General features: G+C 34.8%; 24 protein-coding genes and 1 other annotated feature. Of the genes, 7 read left to right on the top strand and 17 right to left on the bottom strand.

Annotation, left to right across the window (positions count from 1 at the left end):
- Positions 1 to 178: 178 nt before the first annotated feature.
- The 5 genes from nhaC to BMW29_RS11660 form a co-directional block, all read right to left on the bottom strand.
- Complete coding sequence (gene nhaC / locus BMW29_RS11680) at positions 179 to 1,552, bottom strand: Na+/H+ antiporter NhaC (RefSeq protein ID WP_425431604.1); 1,374 nt, start codon at positions 1,550 to 1,552, stop codon at positions 179 to 181.
- 39 nt (positions 1,553 to 1,591) lie between these two features.
- On the bottom strand, positions 1,592 to 2,410 hold the full coding sequence (gene thiD / locus BMW29_RS11675) for a bifunctional hydroxymethylpyrimidine kinase/phosphomethylpyrimidine kinase (RefSeq protein ID WP_092653587.1): 819 nt from the start codon (positions 2,408 to 2,410) through the stop codon (positions 1,592 to 1,594).
- A gap of 318 nt (positions 2,411 to 2,728) precedes the next feature.
- A complete protein-coding gene (gene tdc, locus BMW29_RS11670; protein ID WP_092653585.1) occupies positions 2,729 to 4,591 on the bottom strand; it encodes a tyrosine decarboxylase in 1,863 nt (620 codons plus the stop codon).
- 50 nt (positions 4,592 to 4,641) lie between these two features.
- The gene (tyrP, locus tag BMW29_RS11665) at positions 4,642 to 6,054 is read right to left on the bottom strand and encodes a tyrosine-tyramine antiporter (protein WP_092653583.1); all 1,413 of its coding nucleotides are present in this window, start codon (positions 6,052 to 6,054) and stop codon (positions 4,642 to 4,644) included.
- 797 nt (positions 6,055 to 6,851) lie between these two features.
- Positions 6,852 to 7,163 (bottom strand): YerC/YecD family TrpR-related protein, encoded by a 312-nt coding sequence (locus tag BMW29_RS11660; protein ID WP_092653581.1) that lies wholly within the window; start codon positions 7,161 to 7,163, stop codon positions 6,852 to 6,854.
- Positions 7,164 to 7,433: 270 nt separating this feature from the next.
- Positions 7,434 to 7,644: a binding site (T-box leader), on the top strand.
- 65 nt (positions 7,645 to 7,709) lie between these two features.
- Here BMW29_RS11660 and tyrS point away from each other — a divergent pair.
- From tyrS to BMW29_RS11645, 3 genes are all read left to right on the top strand, one after another.
- The gene (gene tyrS / locus BMW29_RS11655; protein WP_092653579.1) at positions 7,710 to 8,969 is read left to right on the top strand and encodes a tyrosine--tRNA ligase; all 1,260 of its coding nucleotides are present in this window, start codon (positions 7,710 to 7,712) and stop codon (positions 8,967 to 8,969) included.
- 82 nt (positions 8,970 to 9,051) lie between these two features.
- Positions 9,052 to 9,546, top strand: a complete 495-nt coding sequence (locus BMW29_RS11650; RefSeq protein ID WP_092653577.1) for a GNAT family N-acetyltransferase — start codon at positions 9,052 to 9,054, stop codon at positions 9,544 to 9,546.
- A 224-nt stretch (positions 9,547 to 9,770) separates the two neighbouring features.
- Positions 9,771 to 10,277 carry a hypothetical protein gene (locus BMW29_RS11645; protein WP_092653575.1) on the top strand — a complete coding sequence of 169 codons (507 nt, stop codon included), beginning with the start codon at positions 9,771 to 9,773 and terminating at the stop codon, positions 10,275 to 10,277.
- 218 nt (positions 10,278 to 10,495) lie between these two features.
- On the opposite strand, the gene BMW29_RS11640 is transcribed toward BMW29_RS11645, so the two are convergent.
- On the bottom strand, positions 10,496 to 10,768 hold the full coding sequence (locus tag BMW29_RS11640; RefSeq protein ID WP_092653573.1) for a hypothetical protein: 273 nt from the start codon (positions 10,766 to 10,768) through the stop codon (positions 10,496 to 10,498).
- Positions 10,769 to 11,330: 562 nt separating this feature from the next.
- A complete protein-coding gene (locus BMW29_RS11635; protein ID WP_092653571.1) occupies positions 11,331 to 11,996 on the bottom strand; it encodes a hypothetical protein in 666 nt (221 codons plus the stop codon).
- A 245-nt stretch (positions 11,997 to 12,241) separates the two neighbouring features.
- On the opposite strand from BMW29_RS11635, the gene BMW29_RS11630 reads away from it, so the two are divergent.
- Positions 12,242 to 13,114 (top strand): YitT family protein, encoded by an 873-nt coding sequence (locus BMW29_RS11630; RefSeq protein ID WP_092653569.1) that lies wholly within the window; start codon positions 12,242 to 12,244, stop codon positions 13,112 to 13,114.
- Between the two features lie 76 nt (positions 13,115 to 13,190).
- Positions 13,191 to 13,580: a (deoxy)nucleoside triphosphate pyrophosphohydrolase gene (locus BMW29_RS11625; protein WP_092653567.1), complete on the top strand. Its 390-nt coding sequence runs from the start codon at positions 13,191 to 13,193 to the stop codon at positions 13,578 to 13,580.
- Positions 13,581 to 13,623: 43 nt separating this feature from the next.
- Here the strand turns inward: BMW29_RS11625 and BMW29_RS11620 are convergent, their stop codons facing one another.
- From BMW29_RS11620 to BMW29_RS11595, 7 genes are all read right to left on the bottom strand, one after another.
- On the bottom strand, positions 13,624 to 16,473 hold the full coding sequence (locus BMW29_RS11620) for a DUF3427 domain-containing protein (protein WP_092653565.1): 2,850 nt from the start codon (positions 16,471 to 16,473) through the stop codon (positions 13,624 to 13,626).
- Between the two features lie 76 nt (positions 16,474 to 16,549).
- Entirely contained in the window at positions 16,550 to 17,191 is a 642-nt protein-coding gene (locus BMW29_RS11615; protein ID WP_092653563.1) for a hypothetical protein, read from the bottom strand.
- A 2-nt stretch (positions 17,192 to 17,193) separates the two neighbouring features.
- A complete protein-coding gene (locus BMW29_RS11610) occupies positions 17,194 to 17,610 on the bottom strand; it encodes a permease prefix domain 1-containing protein (RefSeq protein WP_092653561.1) in 417 nt (138 codons plus the stop codon).
- Entirely contained in the window at positions 17,611 to 17,943 is a 333-nt protein-coding gene (locus BMW29_RS11605) for a PadR family transcriptional regulator (RefSeq protein ID WP_245706280.1), read from the bottom strand.
- A gap of 165 nt (positions 17,944 to 18,108) precedes the next feature.
- Positions 18,109 to 18,249 carry a hypothetical protein gene (locus BMW29_RS14020; RefSeq protein WP_177165771.1) on the bottom strand — a complete coding sequence of 47 codons (141 nt, stop codon included), beginning with the start codon at positions 18,247 to 18,249 and terminating at the stop codon, positions 18,109 to 18,111.
- Between the two features lie 90 nt (positions 18,250 to 18,339).
- Positions 18,340 to 18,534 (bottom strand): hypothetical protein, encoded by a 195-nt coding sequence (locus BMW29_RS11600; protein ID WP_092653559.1) that lies wholly within the window; start codon positions 18,532 to 18,534, stop codon positions 18,340 to 18,342.
- A 14-nt stretch (positions 18,535 to 18,548) separates the two neighbouring features.
- Positions 18,549 to 19,727 carry a Tle-like phospholipase domain-containing protein gene (locus tag BMW29_RS11595; protein ID WP_092653557.1) on the bottom strand — a complete coding sequence of 393 codons (1,179 nt, stop codon included), beginning with the start codon at positions 19,725 to 19,727 and terminating at the stop codon, positions 18,549 to 18,551.
- 53 nt (positions 19,728 to 19,780) lie between these two features.
- On the opposite strand from BMW29_RS11595, the gene BMW29_RS11590 reads away from it, so the two are divergent.
- Both BMW29_RS11590 and BMW29_RS11585 read left to right on the top strand, forming a co-directional pair.
- Positions 19,781 to 20,164, top strand: a complete 384-nt coding sequence (locus BMW29_RS11590; protein ID WP_092653555.1) for a DUF1433 domain-containing protein — start codon at positions 19,781 to 19,783, stop codon at positions 20,162 to 20,164.
- A 78-nt stretch (positions 20,165 to 20,242) separates the two neighbouring features.
- Positions 20,243 to 20,617 (top strand): DUF1433 domain-containing protein, encoded by a 375-nt coding sequence (locus tag BMW29_RS11585; protein ID WP_092653553.1) that lies wholly within the window; start codon positions 20,243 to 20,245, stop codon positions 20,615 to 20,617.
- A gap of 63 nt (positions 20,618 to 20,680) precedes the next feature.
- Here BMW29_RS11585 and tuf read toward each other — a convergent pair whose 3' ends face one another.
- From tuf to BMW29_RS11575, 3 genes are all read right to left on the bottom strand, one after another.
- Positions 20,681 to 21,868 carry an elongation factor Tu gene (gene tuf / locus BMW29_RS11580; protein ID WP_092653551.1) on the bottom strand — a complete coding sequence of 396 codons (1,188 nt, stop codon included), beginning with the start codon at positions 21,866 to 21,868 and terminating at the stop codon, positions 20,681 to 20,683.
- A gap of 299 nt (positions 21,869 to 22,167) precedes the next feature.
- A complete protein-coding gene (locus BMW29_RS14015) occupies positions 22,168 to 22,308 on the bottom strand; it encodes a hypothetical protein (RefSeq protein ID WP_177165770.1) in 141 nt (46 codons plus the stop codon).
- A gap of 119 nt (positions 22,309 to 22,427) precedes the next feature.
- Entirely contained in the window at positions 22,428 to 22,835 is a 408-nt protein-coding gene (locus tag BMW29_RS11575; protein ID WP_092653550.1) for a hypothetical protein, read from the bottom strand.
- Positions 22,836 to 22,862 lie beyond the last annotated feature (27 nt).

The following is a 22,862-nucleotide window of genomic DNA, read 5'->3' as shown; positions in this document are numbered from 1 at the left end:
AACGTTAGAAATCGATCAAAAGAACGCAAAACCCCAACCTAAGGCAATAGGTTGGGGTTCTTTTTTCATTTACCAAAAACAAATGTGCGGATTAGAAAGCAACTTGTTTTAGTGATCGTCCTTCTTCTCTAACCATACAGAAATAGCTTGATAGATATTTAGCTAAAAATCAATTGCCCTACTTTTTACTTTTTCTATTGACAAAGCCAAGCAAGATACTAATAACAGGTGTGAATAAACAGAAGAAAGTAAATGGCAAGTAATCTAAGGTTGAAACACCTAGCGTCCCTGCAATAAATACACCACTTACGCCCCAAGGGATTAATGGATTGATCACAGCGCCTGCATCAAACAATATCCTAGAGAGGTATTTATTCTCTACCTGTGCTTTTTCATAATTATTTTTGAAGGCTTTCCCAGGAAGAATAATCGATAGGTATTGCTCCCCAATCAATAGATTTACCCCAATTGAGCTGAGTGCTGTTAAGAGGATTAATCTGCTTTTTGTTTGCATAAAATCTTCGATTTGTGCCAAAATGGTCTCAATAATGTTTAATTTCACCAATAAACCGCCTAAGGATAAGGCTAGAATAATTAAGGAAACAGACCACATCATACTTTGCATGCCGCCACGGGTCAGCAATACATCGACATTTTCTACTCCTGTTGTTGAAACAAAGCCATCTTGAATCATTGCTGCAATTTGGCCAATAGAAGTTGCCGGATAGTAAATATAACGAATCACTATGGATAATAGGATACTCATTAATAAAGTAGGAATCGCCGGGATTTTTTTCCAAGCGCTATAAAATAATACAAGTACTGGTATTAAAGTGACAATTGAAATGGTATAAGAGTTGTTTAATGTATCAATAATACTTTGAATATCATCTCCTGCAACATTGCCATGTGAGGCTTGACCCATCAAAACAAATGCGATAAAGGTCAAAATAAACGCAGGCATTGCTGTTTTTAATTCATTTTTTATATGATCAAATAAATCAACCTCTGCAATCGCCGCCGCTAAATTGGCTGTATCAGATAAAGGAGAAATGGCATTACCAAAGAACGCACCTGAAACAATGGCTCCTGCAGTTAACGCTGGGTTAAACCCCATAATGCTCCCCATACCTGCAAACGCAATCCCTACAGTTGAAACAGTTGTAAAGGAACTGCCTACAGTAGCCCCCACTACACCACAAATCACAAATACTGTTGGTAAAAAGAAATCTGCAGATAACACACTAAAGCCATAGACCATAATCGTTGGAATGGTTCCTGCTGCAATCCAGACACTGATTAAAGCCCCAATTAAGATAAAGATGATAATTGGCACTAATCCTGGTGTGATTCCTTCTTGAATGCCCTCGTGGATTGTTTGCCAAGAAAACCCCTTAATTGCGGAAAATAGCAAAACAATTGCCAATGCAAATAAAATCGCTACATGAGCGGGTATTGCAAATCCAATAATACAAGTTCCGATCACTGCTAATAGTACAACTAAAAGAAAAAGTGATTCTTTGATTGTGACATTTTTTTTCATCCTCTTTATCCCCTTTTTATCCCTACTTTTCACTGCTATTTATGATGATTAAGCTCTATTTTCTGCTTCATGATATGCGCCATGCCAAACTGGTCCAACAAACTGATTTAATGGAAAACCTGCTTGGATTCCTGCTGCGACAAAAGCTTTGGCTTTTATCACTGCATCTAATACTGATAAGCCTTGTGCTAAGCCTGCTGTAATCGCTGCAGCCATCGTGCAACCTGCCCCATGATTATAGGTTGTATCGATTTTTTCCGTACGTAAATTTTCAAAGTGAGTGCCATCATAAAAGACATCAACTGCTTCATTGCCTGCTAATCTAGTTCCACCTTTAATCACAACAGCAGGAACACCTAGTGCCACAATTTTTTTCGCTGCTTCTTGCATCTCTTCAATTGATCGAAGCGGTGGCATATCTGCTAATTGACTCGCTTCAAAAAGATTAGGTGTGGTAATGGTTGCAAGTGGTAACAAAATCTCTTTCATTTTGACAACACTTTCTGGATCCATGACTTCATTTTCCCCTTTACAGACCATGACTGGGTCCATCACATAAAAAGGAATTTGATTGTTTTGAATGAATGCGCCAACTGTTTCAATGGTTTCATTTGTTCCGAGCATTCCTGTTTTTAAGCTCGCAATGGTTTGAACAGACTCCATCGTCGCTAGCTGCCATTGGATCATTTCATGTGGTACTAAAAAGACTTCATGATGCCAATTTTTAGCTGGATTCATACTGACAATTGATGTTAACACACTCATGCCATAAACACCATATTCTTGAAACGTTTTTAAATCTGCTTGTGCACCAGCACCACCACTTGTATCTGAGCCTGCAATTGTTAAGACCTTCTGTATTGTCATTTGACACACTTCCATTTCTGTTTAATAAAAAACGAGGGAATGTCTAGCAGATTTGATCCACTACTCATTCCCTCATCCTTTTTAATCTTGCTTACTTAAAACTTGGGAGCTCTTACTTTATACTAGAGCGTATCTTAAAACTTCAGCGGCGAATATTTTCGCGATGATGGTGGAACTCGTCGTCAGAAATACGCGCTTATGCACCACATTAACTGTGTTTTCTTTCTAGATTTCCACCATCATCACTGAAAAATTCAGATACCACTGTAGTTTTAAGACACACTCTAAGCAAGCAACATCAAATTTTCTTTGGTTCAATTAAGCTTCTTCAGCATAGATTGCTTCAAGTTTGCTTTGAATCGCATTTTTAATTTTTTCTGCATATTCGTCAAAGACTTCTTTATCATTCATATATGGTGACATTGCTGCAGCACGTAGGATGGTTACTTTATCAGCACGTTCCCATTCAGCGCGTGAGAAGCCTAAGCTATTTACGAATTCAAATGGGCTGTGACCATATTCTTCAATCGCGAAGTCTGTGTGTGAAGTAATGAATTCGTTGTTATATAAGCCACCTTTTGCATATGAAGCATAGTCATAGAAATCATGGTTTAATTTGTTCATTTTCACAAGGTCAGTGTTGCCTTTTTCGTTAAATACATAGTCAACCATGTTAAAGTCTGGTTTGGTTAAAGCGTGCATTTCGATTGTTTTGTCTCCAACTTGGAATTCTAAACCATCGATGAAATGATAGAAGTGGTAAGCTCCTTCAATACTTGCACCCATCAATTTACCGTAGCCAGTTACGTTAAGTGGTAATACTTTATGAGCAGTCCAGACAGCGGCAGCAGTTGCACCAGCTTTTGAACCTTCAAGAATATAAGCACCTAATAACGCTGGAATATCAGCACCTTTTTCAAATACATAAGTTGCGAAGTAAGAAATCACGTCACGCATACGGATATCTTTGATTACGACACCACCAGCTGAGTAAGGGATATAACCCATTTTATGAGGGTCAATTGTGACTGATTCAGCTTGTTCAATTGCTTTAAATGATTCATAAACTTCTCTGGTTAACCAATCATTTTTTTCCATGAAGATGCCATTTTTAGCGTAAACTTCTTCGATTTTATCCCATTCGATGAATTTGTCGTTTTCATCTAAGAAGATTGAACGTCCATAACCACCGTAAGCAGCATCAACGTGTACATAGAAGTAAATGCCTTCTGCAGCTAATTTATCGCGTAATGCAATGATTTGGTCAATACGGTCAACTTGTCCTTCTTCAGTTGAACCAACCACACCTACAACACCAAGAGTTGGAATACCTTGTGCTGCTAAATCGCGAATTTGTGCTTCTAATTTATCAATATCCATACGGTATTCGCTATTGACTTCACCGGCGATGACTTGATCTAAACCGATACCGATAATATCAGCAGCTTTTAACCATGAATAGTGTTTTGTTTGTGGCACAATCCATTTACCTAATTTATCTAAGTTTTTACCACTACGAGCTGATTCAGCTTTGATTTCATCCACTTTATCTTGGACTTTATCTAAAATGTCTAAGACTTCTGTTGTAGACATGTTTAGTAGTTCCCATTCAGTTTTACCTTCTACCATTTCAGGAACAACTGCTTTGATTGCAAGTGGTAATGATTTCATGTTACGGGCATACCATAAACCTTCTAAGTTCGCAATTGAACCATCAGCGGCAATGTGTCCCCAACCGTTTTGATAACCCATTAATGTTGCAAATTCCATTCCGACTTCTTCTTCCATTTGAGAAGTTGCTGGAGATGATTCATACGCAACGTTGTTACCATTCCAAAGCATTGCTGCTGTATAAGCAATAATTGAAGGCATTAATGTTTCAGAGTTCATATGACCCCAGAAACGACCTGCTGTATGCCATGGTAATGATTCAGTACGTAAGCGTGAAGATAATAAGTTAAAGACGCTTCTCATATGATCTGCTGTTTCTTGGAATTCTTTTGAGCTTCTATCTTGCGGTGTAATCACTGGTAAATCTTGTGGCATGTAGTTTTGTCTCCAACCAACATGTTCATCTACCATTTTATTTAATAATTCTTTGAATAAATCAACATTTTCACCTTTATCGCCTAAGAATAAAGCTTTTAAGTTAGTGTTTTCTGTGTTAAATGTGTTTTTCATTTGAAATTCCCCCTATATTTATTTCCCCTAATTTTATTCAATCTAATGCTTTATTTTTCTTTCTTTTTCCATTCAGGTTTTTTAAATTTATAAATAACCAAGGCAATGACAACCATAATAACTGTTGCTGCCACTTGATAAATCACATAACCAGTATGTGCACTTTCAGCAATTGAAGCTGGTGGAATCAAACTCACTAAAATTGTTACAACAACTGCAACAATTGATAATGAAGCAACAAACCACATTAAACCATTGCCTTTGCTTCCTAATCTAAACGGACGTTCAACATTTGGCATTTTATAGCGTAATTTAATCGCTGAAATTGAAATCAACAAGTAAACGATACAATATAAAATCGTTGTTGTAATGGTAATGATTAGGAACGCTGCACTAATATCTGGAATGACAACATATAAGAATGAAACAAGTGAAATGACAACTGCTTGAATCAATACGAAAGTAATTGGAATGCCTTTGCTTGTACGTTTTTGGAAGAATGGAGGTAGGTTGCCTTCATCTGCCACTTTAATCATTGATTTACTTGGTCCAAGCACCCATGCGCTTAATTGAACAAGGACACCAATTAAAATCATTAATGAAATAATGTTATTGAAAATTGATGGAATTCCTAAGTCTTGTGTGAAGATAACAAATGGTTGTGTAATATCTGCAAGCTCCATTTGTCCAGCTGGAACAGCATCTGCAACGCTTAAACCAGCAACTAAGTTAAAGACAACTAATAGTAATACGGATGCAATTACTGCAATTGGATAGTTACGTTTTGGATTATCAATATTGTTTGCATGAACTGAAGAAATTTCAACACCAGCAAAGATAAAGATAATACCTGTTAAGGTTGGTAAGCTTCCTAAGTCACTAAAATCAGGTAGTAATTTACCAGCTTCAAAATGACCTAAATAACTATCAGGATTAATCCCATGTTTTGCAAAATAAATCACACCTAAAACAACAAGTGCTACGAAAGGAATGTAAACCCCAATAATCGCACCCCAGTCACCAGCAATTTTTACCATATCAAATTTCAAGTTTAGAAGTGTAATCCCCCAATATGAAATAATGATCATTAGAAAAATGAAAAGATTGTTGTGTGCTAGTTCAGGTTGGTTAATCACATAGCTTAATAACACACCTACTGTTGATGCAACCATAACCATTCCGAAGAACATTTGCACCCATAGTAACCATGAAGTAACAAATCCCCATTTTTCGCCTAGTGCATTTTTAACCCAAACTTGCGGGCCACCCTCTTCTGGCCAACCAGTTGATAACTCAGCTGACATTAATGCAATCGGTAAGGCAAAGACACAAGCTGCTAATAACATATAGAAGATTTGCGTCCATCCTGTTGATGCTAATGTTGGTACACTACGTACAGTTCCGAAGAATGCCATTGTAATACCGATCAATCCAAACAATGATAACTTTTTAGGTTTCCCCATAATAAATCCCTCTCCCCTTTATCTAATTAATTGAGGCAATTTTCTGAGGTAAGCTACTAATCTTTCATAAGAATAATAAGTTCCCCATAACTTTCGGTTAGTATCTTAAGTCAAAAAATTACTTTTAAGCGATTCCCAATATTTCAAAACAATTCAATAGAGTAATCATCCCCCTACTATTATTTCTCCCTTATATAGAAATAACAGTTCACTATTTTTTATGCATCAAAAAGCATAATGAATATTCTATGAAAAGCTATGAGCCATTTGAATCGGCCTCTATTACATGCGTTAGTTTAGTCCCTCACAAAGTGTTTGTCAACTGTTAAAAAAGCCTTTAAATTAGAGGATAATTAGACTTTTCGTTTTTCTTCTTTGCGCAAATCAAGCAACGGATTATCGCTTTCACGCGTTAAAGGTTTTAACTAAAAAAGAATCTTCCGGAAACATTTTTATACAAAAAAACATTTTTTATACATTTTATTCCATGCTTTTTTTTGACTCTTTTTTTTAAAATACTTTTAAAACAATCATCTGATCACGGCATTCATTCTGAGCTAGCTTGTGCATTGTTTACTTTATACAAAAAGTTAGATACTTTTACTGATTTCATTTTAGAAAAAGACAGTCTTTTTCCAGAAAGAGACATTGATTAAAAGATTTTACATTAAAAAAAAATGAGTAAAGGTTATTTTTTTACTCATTGTTTTTTTAACCGCAATCATCAAATATTTTGTAAAATGTCATCTACTGAAAAAGGTCTAGCCATAAGAGATATGGCTAGACCTTTTTCAGTATTATTTATTTTCATTTTCTGATTCTTGCTGGACACGCTTAAACAGCACATCATACATTCCATTTCCATCGAAAACAGAACGTTTCACTCTTGAAATTGTTGCAGTACTCGCTCGAGTTGCTTGCTCAATCTCACTATAGGTTTTATGTTCATATAACATTTTTGCCACCTGATAGCGCTGAGTCATTGTTTTCACTTCATTCAGTGTTAACAAATCATCAAAAAATGCATACCCTTCTTCTATTGATTCTAATTGTAAAATTGTTTTAAAAAAATCATCTGTTGACTCATCTCGAATTTTGTCTATTTGCACCTTACAATTCCCCTTCCCCCAAATGATTTCATCTATGTCATTACTCATTTGTTATCATTGGCATTGAGCTATTTTGTTAGCTTTTCTTTATTGTACCAAATTATAGCAAAAAATAAAGCTTATTTCATGAAAGAATGCTGATAAAATGGCTTATTTCAGCTGAATGTTCTTTTTTTTATTTGAATAGAAAAGTAAAAAAGGCAAAACTTTTTTTATTTTTGTCGTTGACAATCTTTTTTTATTAGACTATACTTTGGTCACAATCTTATAAAACATACATTGAACGAGCGCAGTAGCAAACTGTCACTGTTAATAGAGAGCTAGAGGTTGGTGGAATCTAGCACAAACAGCATTTGCGAAGTACACTCTGGAGTATCTTGATTAATCTCAAGCGTTTCACTAGCGATATATAGTGAATGAGTGGTATTCGATATTTGCTTGAATACAATTTGGGTGGTAACACGGTTAATTCGTCCCTGTAAGTTTGGAAACTTTGGTTTCTAAATTTGCAGGGCTTTTTTATATTTTTTAGGAGGAGTGATTGATATGAACATTATTGATGAATTAGAATGGCGCGACGCCATTAACCAACAAACAGACGCTGAGGGCTTAAGAGAGCTAGTAGACACGAAGAAAATTTCACTATACTGTGGAGTAGATCCAACAGGTGATAGTATGCATATTGGACATTTGATTCCATTTATGATGATGAAACGATTCCAAATGATGGGTCATCATCCTGTTATTTTAATTGGTGGTGCAACTGGAACAATTGGGGATCCAAGTGGTCGTACTTCTGAACGTCAGCTCCAAACATTAGAGCAAGTCCAAGCAAACGTTGATGCTTTAACAGCACAAATGCAAAAATTATTTGATTTTGGTGGAAACAGTGAAGTGAAAATGGTCAACAACTTTGATTGGACACACGATTTAACCTTACTTGATTTCTTACGTGAATACGGTAAAAACTTTAACATTAATACTATGCTGGCAAAAGATATCGTTTCTAGCCGTTTAGAAACAGGGATTTCATTTACTGAATTTACTTACCAAATTCTTCAATCTATGGACTTCTTACATTTATTTAAACATGAAGATGTTCAATTACAAATTGGCGGTGCCGATCAATGGGGGAATATTACTGCTGGTTTAGATTTGATTCGTAAAAAAGAAGGTGCTGAAGCCAAAGCCTTTGGTTTAACGATTCCATTGATGCTTAAAGCAGATGGTACAAAATTTGGTAAAACAGCTGGTGGTGCAATTTGGTTAGATCCAGAGAAAACAACACCATTTGAATTCTTCCAATTTTGGTTAAATCAAGATGACCGTGATGTGGTAAGATACCTTAAATTCTTTACTTTCTTAACGCAAGAAGAAATTACTGACTTGGCTAAGAAAGTTGAAACTGAGCCACATAAACGTGAAGCACAAAAACGTTTGGCACATGAAATGACAAACTTCGTTCATGGTGCAGATGCATTAGCTGAAGCTGAAAAAATTACGGAAGCTTTATTCTCAGGTGATGTCGCTAAATTAACAGCGGATGAAATTGAAGAAGGTTTTAAAAATATGCCGACCTTTGAATCTTCAAAAGAAGAGAAAAATATTGTAGAGTGGTTAGTTGATTTAGGCATTGAACCATCTCGTCGTCAAGCCCGTGAAGATATCACCAATGGTGCGATTTCAATGAATGGTGAAAAAGTAACCAGTGTTGATGCTGTTGCCTCACCTAAAAATTCTTTTGATGAACGCTTTATTTTAATCAGAAAAGGGAAGAAAAATTACTCATTAGTCAAACTTGTTTAATTTTTCCTTCTATATAATAGACAAATATTTAACAGGTAAGTATTGCTTTGGCTACTTACCTGTTTTTAGGAGGGAAGTAGCCATGACATTAAAAATAATCCCCGCAACACAACAGGAAGATGCTTTGCTTGTTGCAGCACTGGCTAAAGAAATCTGGGAGGAGCATTATACAGATATCATTGGCGCAGATCAAGTTGCTTATATGCTTACTCATTTACAGTCCGGTGCGCATATTTATCAAGATATGCAATCGGATATGATTTATTGGTTATTAAAAGATGAAATGGGTCCAATTGGCTATGCTGCTTATCGACTGGAAGAGGAAAGTCTATTTTTAAGTAAACTTTATTTAGTTAAACGCGCACGGAACCAGGGCTTTGCAAAACAAGTGTTTCATGAAATGGTGACAATTGCTCAGGAAAACCAGTTAACAACGATTACATTAACAGTCAACAAATATAATTCTTCCTCAATTGCTGCTTATCAAAAAATGGGCTTTATAACTTTAAAAGAACAAGTTGCTGATATTGGTGGCGGTTATGTCATGGATGATTTTGTTTTGATTTACAATATTTAATGCGTATTTTTTTATATGAATCTACTAAACTTCTGATAAAACATTTTTTAGAATGAATCTTTTTATTCTAAGGATGTTTTTTCTTTGTTGTTGCCTTAAAAAAACTAAAAAGCCTATTTTAATCGCAATTTATTCAAATAAATGCTGTTAAAGCATGACAAAAATGTGGAACTATTGTATACTATAGTTTCTTGTTAATAATAATTTTAAAGGAGCAGATTTAAATGAAAAAAAGTATATTAATATTATGTAGCGCATCAATATTAATGTTGGCTGGTTGTCAAAATAAAGAGGATAGCGCAGAACTAAAAGAGATTAACGAAACAGTTGCTGAGCTAAAGAAAGAAAATGAAGATATTGCAAAAGAGCTTGACACATATAAAAAAGAAAAGCAAGATGCTGAAGATGCAAAAGTAGCTGCTGCTAAAAAAGCTGAAGAAGAAAAAAAACAGGCTGAAGAAGCTGCCGCCGCTGAGGCAGAGCGTGTGGCTAAAGAACAAGAAGCTGCTGCTATTGCTCAAGCACAAGCAGAGCAAGCCGCTGCTGAACAAGCTGCACAACAACAACAACAACAAGCACCACCCGTTACATATGATGGTGGAACGGATAAAGAAGCCATTCGCCAAGAGCTTATTCGTTTAAAACAATCACTAGGTGGCAACATGACTAGAGAGCAACGTATGGCTATTAAAGAACAAATTAGAGCATTAGCGATGCAATTAGGTGAATAAAAAAAGCAGGTATAGATCTACTCTATACTTACAAATATAGCAAGAAACCAAGAACGGGATGGGACAAAATTGAAAAATTTTATCCCATCCCTTAAATTGCTTCTGAAAAACCATAAATTACCTCGGTAAATGGTGGCCAAAAGGCAGGTTCTTTTTGACTAGTCTCTAATTAAAACCCTTTAATTCTCCCTAAGACAATCTACTATGTACAGACTTCCTTAGCTTACCTTCCCTTTTGCCATTGTCAAACCACAGCTTGCCATATAAACATATTGCATTAAATACATCAATTTGCTGACATCTTTGCCAGAACTAGCCATTCCTTCAACCACACCAATTTCATACCAGAGCTGTTCCATACTATCTCTAGCAAATTCCAAGCGTTTTCTTGCACCAGTTGTATTTCCATCTACTAAAAGGTCTATCGCTTTATAACTATCATCCATTACTTTTCGTGCCAACTCAATAATTTTCATATGCTCTTTATCCATGCTTATCCCTCCAATCAACTTTCACTTTTTAAATAAATCTCTTAAAGAAGTAGGATAGCATAAAAAAGTATTGAGAAGAATCCCAATACGTTAATCAATAATCATTAAACAATGTATGTAGCTAACTAATATAAACGAAATAAAATGAAAACCGCTTCGGCTAGGAAACGAAACAATCATTGAGTATACGCTAAGAAGTTAATAAGTAATTGTTTGTCATTATCAAAATTTGTTTGGGTTGTCTTTATCAGTTTAGCCCCTGCTAAACTTTGAAGTCTCTCACTAGTATGATTAAATGCTATCCTACTCATTTAATTATAGAGGTTAATGTCCGAATTAACAATAATTAATTTCTGAAAACGAAACTTTTTTCAATTATTTCTTATTTCCTTTACCGATTCTTTACATCAGTATCATTCTTTCTTCACATTTATCCTCTATACTTTAGTCATACCACAACCACAGCAAAAAACTATTAAGCAGGAACTTAATAGTCAAGTTACTTTTTTCTTTTTTCATTCTCCTTTCCTCACTAGCATTGAGTTGCTAGTGAGGACTTTTTTTATTCTTTGGCAACATGATCAATAATATAAATCGTTAAATTCATAAATTTTTCTTCATCTAGTCCTGCCACTTGAACGATTTTTTTCATAGCCGTCATGATGCCCTCTGATTTTGCTAAATACTGTTCCTTTAATGCATCAACTGTGGTTCTGCTCATTGCTGCATTCTCTGGTGTCACTTGGGCTAACACCTCTAGTATTTGCTGAGAGACATCAGCTAATTCCTCTTGTGCTTGTTTTAAAAGAGCAACCTCTTCTTCAGTTTTTGCTTTTTCTTTAAAAATATCTAATCGCCCCAGAACCTCTGTGCTTTCTTGTCTTAATTTTTCTTGTTGTGCAGCCATACTGTCTACAGACTCTTTCATGTTACTAATGGACTCTGGTGTCATTTCTGTCTTTAATTGCGCTTCCGCTCCCCCAACGCCGTAATCATAAGCTACCACAATATCATTTAAGGTAGCAAAGACAATCGCTAATTGTGTCTCTCCATCGAAATCAGTAAAATTAGTGCCATCTCTTAAATCTTCAATTTTAGCAGCGCTTTGTTGTGTTGTTTCATTAGTTGAGGAGGATTCACTTGCTTCTTTTTCTGCTTCTTCTTTTTTACCACAAGCTGTTAGTAAAAAAAGAAGGATCAGACAGCTACCTATTATTTTTTTCTTCATCCGATAACCCCGTTTCTATGCTTTGTTCATTATAACAAGATAAGCACGATTTGCAAAAATTTATTCAATGATTAAATTTATCTGAATGAATAGTCGTTTTTATGAAATTCATCTAATAAAGCTAGGCAATCCGTTGACTTCTAGTGAAGATGGTTTATGATTGTTACCAAATGGAGGCAATCTTTTACCTACTTTTTATAAAAATGATTCGTCTACCAAAAAGTAACGGAATAGGACTGAATAGGATGAAACAAAAAGGAAAGCTGTTAAACAAAGTTGCTACAAAAGTATTTGCTACAATTTGCTATGGAGGACTGGCCGGCATTGGTATTAACTGCTTTTTGACACCTGCTCATGTTTACTCAAGTGGCGTCAATGGTTTAGCTCAGCTACTTTCTGCTGTCACTGGTGATTACCTTCACTTTAATACAGAAATTTCTCTTTGGGTATTACTTATTAACTTGCCATTGATTTATCTTTCTTGGAAAAAATTAGGACATTATTTTACAATGTATACATTACTTGCAGTTATTAGCGCATCTGTTGCGATTCAGCTTATCCCATCTATTCAGATTACGACAAACCCGTTACTTGCAGCTATTTTTGGTGGTGGCTTAATTGGGGCTGGCGTAGGACTTTGCTTACGTTATGGCTTTTCTACTGGTGGAACAGATATTATTGCCCTTTTTGTGCATAAAAAAACAGGACAGACAGTTGGACAACTAGGACTGGCCTTGAATGCTTTTATTTTAGTCATGGCTGGGTTTATGTATGGCTGGGAAATGGCGCTGTATAGCTTGGTAGCTATTTTTGCGAATACGAAAATGATTGATACGTTTTATATTCAGCAGCATAAAGTCACGATTACCATTTTCACAAAAGTGGCAGATGAAGTGGTAGAGGCTTTACTGGAGCAGTCTGTTCATGGGATTACGATTACTAGAGACGTTTATGGCGGCTATACGAATGAGGAAATGTGTTCTGTGGTAACGGTTGTTTCGAAGTATGATTTGTTTTTTGTGAAGAAGATTATTATGGATGCGGATCCGAAAGCGTTTATTAATATTCAGCAGACGGCGGAGATTGTTGGACGGTTTGCGGATGTGAAGATGGTTTGAAGCCAGTTTATTGCTGGCTTTTTTATTTTACTGTGCCATGCTATGATGTATATAGTAGAAAGAAATGGAGAAACTTATGAAAAAAAATATCTATGTAGTTGGTGCCATTATACAAAAAGAGAATAAAATTCTTTGTGCTCAACGCTCTAAAAAAATGTCTTTACCGCTATTATGGGAATTTCCTGGTGGAAAAATTGAAGATGGAGAAACTCCAGAAGATGCATTAATCCGAGAAATTCGAGAAGAAATGAATTGTTTAATCAAAGTAGAAAAACAAGTAGAACATACAATATATGAATATGATTTTGGAATTGTCCACCTTACGACATTTCTCTGTCATATCACTGAAGGTTCGCCTATACTACTGGAACATGAACAAATTGAGTGGCTGAGCATAGATAAATTGCATACTTTACAATGGGCACCTGCTGATATCCCAGCTATAAATAAATTACAGTCAAAATAAATAAGGTACATGTATCACTTTAATCGATACATGCACCTTATTTTTATTGATTGTTAAGATCAGGTTCAAAAGAATCATAAATTTGGTACGGTAATTCATTCTGTAGTTCATACTGAATTTGAATAGGTTTCTCTCCAACATGGGTACCTACAATTGAAGAGATTTCACCAAGATAAAGGTATTTCATCGTTAATCCATCAACTTTTTTAAATTTCCTAACGAATAAATGTATTTTCTGACCTCGCGCAACATTATCAATAAAATCTTTTCCTCTTTCACTATCCAGACTCGTATTATTAGGAGATTCCCATTGAAATTGCTTCTGGTTAATAAATTTATCTTTGTAGTTTATCCTCTCATCTATCCCAGGTTCCTTATGCAAATCAACAAAGAAATAATACGTGTTTAATTCTTTACTCCTCAACACGCCAGCACCTCTAAATGAAGATTTTTTCTTAAACGAATTAGATAATGTTGCTAAATCTGTCATCGCATATTCAGCATAGAGTTTTAAATGTGGTACATTATAATAGTCCCTACCAAAGGCTTCTTGATATCTCATCAAACCGTATTTAACAACATCTTCAATGTAAGATAATGTCGCATCATCTTCCAACTTATTAGAAAAGAAATCTGTTCGTTTTAATACCATATTTTCTTCGTCTAAAATAAACAAGCGCGTATTTATGCCAATATATTTTTTATCATCATCTTGAAATTCTTGATTTAAATTCCTAAATGAATGTTTTAAAGTAGGTACATCAGCATAGTTTACAAATTTTTTCACTTCATGGATACCTTGTTCTAATGAAATAAATTCTGACTTCATCAAGTAATTTATAACAGCAAACTCATATACTCTTTTCAAAGGTAAATAACTTGTTAATTGAGATAGAATAATCATTAATATCTCATCATTAATCGCCTGTTCCAGAAAAGAGTCCTCTGTTTCTACTTTTTGTAAAAACTGAAGATAATTTTTTACCTTACTATCGTATTCCAAGAAATTCATAGGATCCGGCGCTAATTCTTCTCCTAAATACGAAATAAGTTTGTATGGGATTTTGCCATTCCGAGTCCTTTTATATTCCCTATATAACTCTTTTAAATATTTCTTACTAGAAAAATTCTCATTAGAAATTTGATTTAATATCTGCTCTTTCGCAATTTCATCAAGATAAATATAATTTTCACCAGCATAATCTTGAAAATCATTTAAAACTGCTTCTTTCAAACTTTCTTTATTATAGTTACCTCCTGACAATGCGATTGCAATCAAGAAACTTTTTTGATGATTTCCAATAAAATCTAAAACTGTTAGAAATTCTTTATCTTTATATTTCCTTAATCCTCTTCCTAACTGTTGAGTAAAAACAATTGGTGAACTTGTTGGTCTGAGCATCAAAATCATATTGATTGAAGGAATATCTACTCCCTCATTAAAAATATCAACAGTAAAAATAACTTGCAATGGATGGTCATCATCCTCTAACTCTTTTATTCTTTTTTCTCTTGTATGAACATCATCTTCACCAAAAAGTGTAACACTTGGAATTCCTCTTTTATTGAATTCCTCTGCCATATATCTTGCATGTTCTTTATTTACACAGAATCCTAGAGCTTTCAAATATTCTCCATCATAGCCATAATAACTCAGTTTTTCTAAGATAAAATTCACACGTTTATTAACTGCTAATTTTTGTGCCAATTGGTCAACTGTCAATTTTTGATCTGAAATATCAATACCTTCAACATCGGTAATTCCAAAATAATGAAATGGTGTTAACATGCCTTTTTCCATCGCTTCGTTCAAACGAATAGAGCATGCAATATTGTCATCAAAAATCTCAAAAATATTATCATCATCACAACGTTCAGGTGTTGCTGTCATTCCCAATAAAAATTGAGGACTAAAATAATTTAATACCTTTTGAAAAGTTGGACTAGTAGCGTGATGAGCTTCATCGACAATAATATAATCAAAATGATCTTCACTAAACTTCATGTAGTGTTTTTCCATCATACTGATAGTAGAAAAAATATAATCCGCATTTATTTCTTTATAATCGCCAAAAAACCTACCTGTTGTTTTATGTTTAAATGCGTCAACTCGATCAAATGTAGCCTTAGCATTTACAAGAATACTGGATTGATGAACCAAAAACAACATTTTTTTAGGTTTAAAATTTTCAACATCAAAAGCAGATAAATAAGTTTTACCTGTTCCTGTAGCAGCAATTATAAGCGCTTTAGTCTCACCAGCATCGCGTAAGTCAGCTAGATTATCTAAACCAGTTTGTTGCATGTTATTAGGGTTAATTTTTTTATTTGCAGAATAAGAAAAAACAATATTTTCCTTTTTCTTAACGTAAATATAGTTTTCTGTATAACTTTCTAAAAAATGATCCGTAACAACAATACTATTCGACCACAATTCATTAAAACTAGCTAATATCTTTTCAATAAATAGTGTATTTTCTTCCGTTCCTTTTTTTGAAACAACCCTAACATTCCATTCAATATTGCTTAATAATGCTGAATGAGTAATATTGGATGACCCTATTACAACTTTATAAGAATCTGGATATTCAAAAATATAGGCTTTTGGATGAAAGCCCTGTTGTTTATCTGTTTCAAAAATACGTAAATCAATATTACTAAACTGATTTACTCTTTCAATTGCACGCGGTTCAGTAAAATTTAAATAAGTGCCTGTTAATATTTGACCAGCAATACCATCTTTTTCAGTTTTTTCTAAAACCTCTAATAATAATTGAATTCCTGATATTGTAATAAATGCCACATTAAAATAAAATTTTGTGCAACCTTCAAATGATTTTAATAGTTCTTTGTGTAAGCTCTCTTTTGTAGAATTTTCTATTAGTGAATACATAATCTCATACCTCAATCTATATATTAAAGAACAACATTAGTATACCACTTTTCCGCTAAGTAAAAAACAGCTACTCTCATCGAGTACCTGCTCTTTTCCTCTTCCTAATCTCCATAGCAAAGCCCACTGACAACGGCCACCATAAAATACAAATTGCTGGAATCACTGCCCACAGCGTATTAGGTGTTGTCACCATATTCAAGCTAACCAAAAATAGAATCAACCAAGCACTGCCCAAAACTGAAAAAGTGATAGGTTTCGTTCCAAAGAATCTTGCTAATGGCCACCAAACAAGTGCAAAGGTTGTACAAATGCTCCACGGGAAGCGTGGCTCAAACCAAATATTTAACCCAATATAAAACCCAATCAACAGTAATGAACAAATAATCGTATATGTTTTTGTCCACATATATGAACCTGCCCATGTATTCAATACCCAAACACCAATCATGCCAAAGGTATACATGACCCACCAATAGTCTGGTGTCATCAACCAGTTTTGTAGTGCTAACATTGCCACTATAATCGGTGCTGCAATCATCACATATACTCTTCTTCTATTGAGATTTCTCACTAGAAATGATGCTGAATAAATCATCGCAACGCCTGGAAAAACTGCCCAGAGATTTTGAGGGGTGGTTAACACATTCAGTACAAATAAGAAAAACAGCACCATCAGATTGCTTGAAATTAACAAGCCACTGCTGTGTCTCAACATGGTTAACCCTCTCCTCTCTTTTTAAGCCAATGGAAGAACATGGATAGTGGCCACCATAAAACAGCAAAGGTTGGATACACCCACCAAAGGACTGTTGAGGCGTAATATAAATTAATGAATACGAATAGTGAGATTAGTAATGCACTGCCAAATAATGCATATAGGAAGTTTAAAAAGGCGGTTTCTCCTTTAGTTTTATTCACAACACGGTGTAAGCCTAATTCGTTTCGCACATCTTCAATATCACCGAAATCAATAATGGTTTTATTAATGGCATCTTCTTCTGTTTTGCCTTCTTCCATTAAATCTCTCACGCGCTCTTGTAAGCTTTCTTGCATGTCCCATTTCATGGTATCTGTTTCTTCTGTTTCAGGTATGCCCGCAAAGATTTTTTCTACAAATTGATCAATTTTATTCATCTATTGTCCCTCCAAAAATATGTTCATTATTTTTTTGATCTCTTGCCATTCTGCTTCTAGTTCTGTTAAATAAGTACGTCCGGTTACGGTTAGCATATAATACTTTCTTTTACCACCATGAGTGCGCTCGCCTTGATAGGATGCAATGTAATTTTTCTTCTCTAAGCGCTGGAAAACTGCATATAAGGTTCCTTCTTTCACTTGAAGCTGATGGTCTGTTTTCTTTTCAATGGCTTTGGAAATTTCATACCCATAAGAATCGCCTTCTGATAGAATTTGTAAAATAATTGCATCAATATGCCCTCTTAATATGTCGCTACGAATTGCTAACACCCCCTGAATTACTCTATGTCATAGAATACATTTAAAATATAGCACGGATTACTCTATGTGTCAAAGTAATTTTTTCAGTCTAAAGTTGTATTTTAACGCGATTTTTTATAGACAGATAAAAAAAAGAATTTTTGATTCATGCTCAAAAATTCTTTTTGCTATTTTTTATTGATAATTTTCTATCACTTCTGCAAGCTCTTTTATTAACAGCAAAATATCAGCCATAGCTAAGCGTAATGAATCGGAAGAGGTGCCTTTTAGCATCTCAGAATAATCTTGTTTTGCATAACTCCCAAAAAAATCCAACACGATATCTCTTGACTCTTTCTGCTTCCTTAGAAGTTGGTCTAAGTCTCCTTGTAGTGCAGTGATTTTCTCATGAGTTTTGGTTCGTAATCATTCTTTTTGCTGGGTAATTCTCATTAATTTTTGATAACGTGCAATTTCATCTTGATAATAAAGAACTGTTGCTGGACTGCTGTCCTCCCTAGCTAGCTCTTTATCTAAATGTTCTTGATACCTATTTATTTCATCCTGATAGGCTATGTATGTTTGATTGCTCCCATTTGTATCAATTGCTGTAAATCCCATTTTTTCGCCTCCTATCATTCTAGTGGTCTCGCTCCTGTTGAGGAAGGTTTCATTTGGTTTGGTTGAATATCAAATGACCGTGATGCTTGAATATCTTGTGCCAAAACTCGATCTGTTTTATCAGCCTTATCTGCACTTACTTTTAAGCTATCGCTCAATTGATAGATTTTCTCTGCTAGTGTCCGACAATATAAATCAATGGTCTCACTTGCTTCTGGATCATGCATCAAATAATGGCCTGCTCGGTAAGGAAACATTTCGGCTAAGATATCTGTAATTTCATGGTCTTCTAAATCATACAGCTCATCACTTGTGCGCATCTGTCTCACAAATTCATCTATTTCTCCATATTCGTAATCTTGGTACTGTCTAAAGGCTAGTTGAATATCCGTAATGATATCTTGATGCATCATCAGTTGATTGGCATGAGAACGTAGCTCTTCTGGTGAAAATAGAATTTGTGCCTGTCCGCCATTAAACATGCCTTTAAATGAATCTCGTGTATGCCCCATAAACGGTAAGTCCATCTTTGCACTTTTCATTAAGTATTGTTTCCCAATGACATTTCCAAACGGTGCATGCCCTACAGGATCGAATTTATGCCGATAATCAATGATTTTATCCATATAATAACCAGAATCTACTAATTCTTGTAAATCTTTTGGTAATAACCGATACGCTTTAGCCGCGGCAAATGTTGTTGCTCGCTTATCCTTAATAACGGCCATATATTGTGCTAAAGCCCCGCCTAAACTATGACCTGTAAAAGAATAGTTTTTGATAGGATATTCTTGCAAAGTATCATTCACAAAATTTTCATACCCAATAAATTGAGAGGTATCAATTGGAGATAAGTCTTGTTTTTTATAATGCTCAGGCTTTTGTGCCACGCTTAATTCAAATACATCTGTTTCCAACCAATCTTTGATAGCTTCGCCTAATTGGTCTGTTTGACTGCCTCTTGATGAAAAGACAACATTTGGATAGCTTGTTATTTTCCCAGCTTGCATCGCTTGGTAGTCTTTTAAGGGAACAACTGCGATTGCTTGTAAGCCACTTTTTTCGTCTACTGAGTTGATTGTCATCCAGATATTACCATCTTCAGTTTCAATTTTCTTTAAGTTGTTTATATTTGTATCTTTATAAACTTCATCTGCTAAATTAAAATATTCTTCATCTGTTAGTTGTGCCAAGATAAAACCTCCTGTATTATTGAGTATATATATTACATTATACAGGAGGTTTTATGAAAAAAAAGAAAATTGTTATATTATTTTTTGTATTCATACTTATAGGAGGGGTTTATTTGAAAAAAGAAGCTGATAAAAAGAAATTACTAGAAACTGAAGGGCCGCGTATTGAAAAATATTTAAAGCATAATTATGAAAATTATGAATCCATAACTTTTGAAACCGTAGTAGTTAGTCCAACAGGGACTCCTCACATTAAAGGATATGTAAATAATGATCCCGAGTTAAAATTTGATATAGGAATATCTAGAGATCATTTTAACGCAGGGCTTAATTGGGATGACGATAACAAAAGTTTAACAAAAAAAGAAGCCTATAAATATCAAAGTAAAACTGTTGAGGAAATAGAAAAAGAGGAAGCTAGCCAAAAAAATAAGTAAGTAGTCGTTAAATGAAACTAATTTAGAAGAGTCATCTCGTTCAAAAATATTTTCCCCAATCATTATACAGGAGGTTGTATGAAGAAAAAGAGAATGATTATAATCGTTATTTTTTTGGTACTTCTGGGAACTTATTTTTTAAAAAAAGAATTTGATAAAAAGAAGCTAATAGAATCTGAAGGGCCACGCATTGAAAAATATTTAAAATATAACTTTAAAGATATTAAGTCCGTTACGTTTACTGATGTCGTAATGAATCCAACAGGGATTCCACATATTCATGGGTATGTAAACGATGATGCTCATTTAGGGTTTAGTGCAGGTATTTATGATGAACATTATGAAGCTGATTTCTCTTGGTATAATAGTGAAATATCACCAGAGAGTAATAATCTTTATAAAAATAAAACAGTAACCGAAATAGAAAAAGAAGAAGCTAATCAAAAAAAATAAAACAATAAAGGTGGGATGCGCATCAGTTTTTCAACTGACAAGCATCCCACCTTCTTTCTCAAGCTATTTTTCGATTTCAGTGACAATCCCAGAACCAACTGTACGTCCGCCTTCACGAATAGAGAAGGTTGTACCTTGTTCTACTGCAATTGGATGAATTAATTCAACATCAATGGTTACATTGTCACCTGGCATGACCATTTCGGTGTTTTCTGGTAAGTCAATGACGCCTGTTACATCCGTTGTGCGGAAATAAAATTGTGGGCGGTAATTTGTAAAGAATGGGGTGTGTCGTCCGCCTTCTTCTTTTGTTAATACATAGATTTCTGCTTTGAATTTGGTGTGTGGTGTAATGGAGCCTGGTTTGGCAATTACTTGGCCACGTTCAATTTCTTCACGGGTAATGCCTCTTAAAAGAACGCCTACATTGTCCCCTGCTTCACCGTAATCTAGTGTTTTACGGAACATTTCAATGCCTGTTACAACGGCTTTTTTGATTTCTGGATTGATGCCGACAATTTCTATTTCATCGCCAACACTGACTTTACCACGGTCAATACGGCCAGAAGCGACTGTTCCACGACCTGTAATGGAGAAGACATCTTCCACTGGTAATAGTAATGGTTTGTCTGTATCTCTTTCTGGTGTTGGAATATAGCGATCCACTGTATCCATCAATTCCATAATCGCAGCTTCAGCTTCGGCATCTCCTTGTAAAGCTTTCAAGGCTGATCCTTTGATAATTGGTGTGTCATCACCTGGAAAATCATATTCATTTAATAATTCGCGTACTTCCATTTCAACGAGGTCAATTAATTCTTCATCATCTACTAAATCGGTTTTATTTAAAAAGACAATCAAGTATTTTACACCTACTTGACGAGATAATAAAATATGCTCTCTTGTTTGTGGCATTGGGCCATCTGTTGCTGAAACAACCAAGATTGCACCATCCATTTGTGCGGCACCTGTAATCATATTTTTTACGTAATCCGCATGTCCTGGTGCATCAATGTGCGCATAGTGTCTTGCATCTGTTTCATATTCTACATGAGAGGTATTGATTGTAATACCACGTTCACGTTCTTCCGGAGCTGCATCAATACTAGCATAGTCTTGTGGGTTTGCTAGGCCTTTCTTTCCTAATACTGTAGTGATCGCCGCGGTTAATGTGGTTTTTCCATGGTCTACGTGTCCAATTGTTCCAACGTTTACATGGGGTTTACTTCTATCATAATGTTGTTTTGCCATAATCTGCAAACCTCCTTTTTTTATTTAAAGGTAAAAGAAAAATCATTAGTTTGACCTTTCCTGACCTTTGTGTTTTTAGTATAAACCTTTTCTTTTCCTTTTACAAGCATTTCCACTTCCTTTTTGTAAGTAAGGTGATTTTGTCTATTTTTTTGCAAAAAATGGCATGATTTTGAGACACTACTTATTCGCTAACAAGATTGTTATTTGATATAATGAGTTTGCGAAATGATATTAGTTTTACATGAATAGCACAAAAGCCAATCCTATTGCGAGTAGGATTGGCTTTTATCATTTACTTAACATTTAACTTTTTCTTTTGCTACTGTCAGTCCAGCACTTGCAATATAAATATAACGAATACGCCCTATCTTTTTTGTACATTCACAAAATAAAAAACGATAACGGCTAACCACACCAATACCGTTTTCAATAGACACACAAAAAAAACTTATAAAAAAATCAATAGCTACTATTGGGATTAAAAACAAACACCTAAGAATGAGGTAGTATTTAGGCACTTTAACCATATTTCATTTATTATGTGGATTATATTCTTTTAAAACCAGCCTTTTGTTGAGCAAGTTTGTTTAACCTCATAGGCTATTTCTTCTCCTGTGGAAATTCTTTTTCTTTTGTCTTCAGATTGTTCTTGAACTTTTTTTCCAGCTTTAGAGTCAAAACCACCAGCTAGATTTTTTTTGATCATGGTAAATTCCTCGTATAGTTGTTCATAGGTTTTATGTTTCGTTTCAATGACCTCTTTATGGTTCGAAGCATGATTATCCAATGCTCTATTTAAGTCAGCTTTCAAATTCAAACGTTGTATTCGTTTCTCTATGTCTTTTTTCCAATCTAATAAGCTTTGCAAGGCAAAATCAGAAAAACTTTCTGTTTTTTCAGATTGTTCTCGTTGTAATCGTCCTATTTTTATATTCGTTTCACTTAGTTCTCTATGCCAGTCCATGTTGTTCTCCTTTTGTTAAAAAATTTC

The sequence above is a fragment of the Isobaculum melis genome (assembly GCF_900111355.1).
In the GTDB taxonomy this organism is placed as follows: Bacteria; Bacillota; Bacilli; order Lactobacillales; family Carnobacteriaceae; genus Isobaculum; species Isobaculum melis.
This window is presented reverse-complemented; position numbering and strand designations above follow the sequence as displayed.